The organism is Synechococcus sp. H55.9, from assembly GCF_047462355.1.
Lineage (GTDB): Bacteria > Cyanobacteriota > Cyanobacteriia > Thermostichales > Thermostichaceae > Thermostichus.
Window position 1 is genome coordinate 3,541 of the sequence record NZ_JANSJB010000132.1, and the last position, 1,151, is coordinate 4,691.

Genomic DNA, 1,151 nt, shown 5'->3' on the forward strand with positions numbered 1-1,151 from the left:
GAGCTGGACTATCCCGCTGCCGATCGCTATGTCTACAGCAGCTACCGCGGCACGGGCGGCGTGCCCATCCCCCACCTCTGGCAGCGCTTTCTCTACGCCTGGCACTTCCGGGATCTGCGCATCCTTCTCAGCCGCGAGCTTTCCGCCAGCAGCCGCTTTCTCTATCGCCGCCAGATCCGGGAACGGGTGCGCCAGGTGATGCCCTTTTTGCTCTACGACCAGGATCCCTACTTGGTGATTCAAGGTGGCAAACTCTACTGGTTTTTCGATGCCTACACCACCAGCAGCCGCTACCCCTACTCCGAGCATCTGCCCGGCTTCCCCTTCAACTACATCCGCAACTCGGTCAAGGCGGTGCTGGACGCCTACAACGGCAGCATCGACTGGTACATCGCCGACCCTCGGGATCCCCTCATCCAAGCCTACGCCCGCATCTACCCCAGCCTGTTCCAGCCCCTAGAGGCCATGCCGGAGCCGCTGCGGCGGCACATCCGCTACCCCCAGGATCTCTTCCGCCTGCAGGTGCAGCAATTTGCCGCCTACCACATGACGGATCCCCGCCTCTTCTACAACCGGGAAGACCAGTGGCAGATCCCCAACCAATTCCGCAACCGGCGACGCCTTCCCATGCAGCCCCAGTACCTCATCCTCACCTTGCCGGAGGAGCCACAAAAGGGATCCCCAAACCGGCCCGAGTTTGTCTTGCTTTCCCCCTTCACCCCCCTCAACAAGCAGAACATGGTGGCTTGGATGGCCGCCCGCTGCGATGGGGAAAACTACGGCAAGCTGCTGGTGTATGAGTTTTCCAAGCAGCGCCTTATCTACGGGCCGGAACAGGTAGAGGCGCGGGTCAACCAGGATCCCGCCATTTCCGAGCAAATCGCCCTCTGGAACGAACACGGGTCGCGGGTGAACCTGGGCAACCTGCTGGTCATCCCCATTGAGACCTCGCTTCTCTACGTCCAGCCCCTCTACCTGGAGGCAGAACAGGGCCGCCTGCCCCAGCTCACCCGGGTCATCGCCGCCTACGAAGACCGGGTGGTGATGGAGCCAACCCTCAGCCAGGCCCTGGAAGCCCTCTTCTCCCCCACCGGCAGTCGCCGCTCCAACCGCTGAGGCTGGGGGATCCCTTCTCAGATTTCCCACAGCCA

1 protein-coding gene is annotated in these 1,151 nt (G+C 62.6%); it reads left to right on the forward strand.

Going from position 1 to position 1,151, the window contains the following annotated elements; all coding sequences use genetic code 11:
• The coding region (locus tag NW857_RS12285) for a UPF0182 family protein (RefSeq protein ID WP_414369107.1) at positions 1–1,116 on the forward strand (1,116 nt) is incomplete at its 5' end.
• Between the last annotated feature and the right edge of the window lie 35 nt (positions 1,117–1,151).